Genomic DNA, 1,360 nt, shown 5'->3' on the forward strand with positions numbered 1-1,360 from the left:
ACTATAGCGCCAGGTTCGGGGCGAGATATTTCAAATCATTACGTTTCCGACTCAAATGCGAGCATCTTCACTGCTAACGAATGGTATGGGTACAATTTAGAAGGTAACCACAAGTTGTGGCCAAACTATCGTACGTATACGATTGATACTGATTCAACGGATGCAGATGCGAAAGTATATAATCTTCAGATCATCAGCTATTATGATGGCGCAGGCACTAGTGGCTATCCAACAATCCGTTATGTTGAGAATGCTTCTAACTAAGTCTTAACGAGTTGAGAAAATACCCCTCTTGTAGGGGTATTTTTTTACCTGAGATAAATGGCGACTTTGTTTGTATATTGGTGTGCAGAGTTGGGGGCTCGCAGCTTAGGGCGAATAGAAAGATTTTACTTAATGGTGTTTTATTAAGATGCTGATCCGCTTTTGGTCTGAGGCTATGGGCAGATAGGGATAGAAGGGTGGGTGGTTTGTTTAATCTTCTATAGATTAAAGCAATAGATTATTCGTTTCGTTCGCCCCTCGGGTTTACCTTTGGTCATTCAAGGTGAAAAGCGCTTTTTTGCCGCCATCGCCTTGCCCCAATAACGGGTTTTGTTGAGTCGATTTCTTTGGTAGGTCAGTATGACTTGGAATGATCATTTTCTAACCTCTAACCTCTAACCTCTAACTTCTAACCTCTAACTTTCGACATCAATCAAATAATCAGCTTATGACCTTCCGAAGAGGTGATGAATTCTGCTCTATATCTCCAGCAGCGTTCTATGTTTTCGGCATTAAGTACTTTCTCTACATTGCCTTTTTGAACGGCTTTTCCCTGATCGATAAGTAAGGCTTTGTCACAGTACTTGAGTACATGATTTAGATCATGGAGTACGCCAACTATAAGTATGTTTTGCTTATTACAGAGTTGTGTGACGAACTCTAGCAACTGATGTTGGTGCCCAAGATCTTGGGCTGATAATGCTTCGTCAAGCAGCAAAATAGGTGTCTGTTTCGCTTGGCTAATTTGCACTAAAACGCGTGCTAGGTTTACGCGTTGCTGTTCTCCACCTGAAAGCTGAGGGTAATATTCATCTGCTAAATGCAGGCAGTCGCAACGGCGCATGCATTCGTTTACTACTTGCTCTGCTTGTTCTCTACTAAGTGAAAGTGGTGTGAGCCCTAGTTCAACGACTTCTTTTGCTTTGAATGCAAATGAGAGAATTGACGACTGAGGAAGTACGCCTACATGGCGAGCGCGCTCCATTGAGTCCCATTGCCGAAGTTCTTTTCCGTGTAAGAGAATGTCGCCGGTGTAGTTGTTGTCGCCGGATATGGCTTTTAAAAATGTAGACTTACCTGCGCCATTGGCGCCGAC

General features: G+C 43.1%; 1 protein-coding gene and 1 pseudogene. One reads left to right on the forward strand and one right to left on the reverse strand.

Going from position 1 to position 1,360, the window contains the following annotated elements:
• Window positions 1–264: pseudogene (locus tag A3738_RS30425) on the forward strand (HmuY family protein); the annotation flags it as partial.
• A 433-nt stretch (window positions 265–697) separates the two neighbouring features.
• Here the strand turns inward: A3738_RS30425 and A3738_RS02505 are convergent.
• Window positions 698–1,360: ATP-binding cassette domain-containing protein (locus A3738_RS02505; RefSeq protein ID WP_068763322.1), on the reverse strand; the 663-nt coding region annotated here is incomplete at its 5' end.

It is taken from the genome of Oleiphilus sp. HI0066 (genome assembly GCF_001635725.1).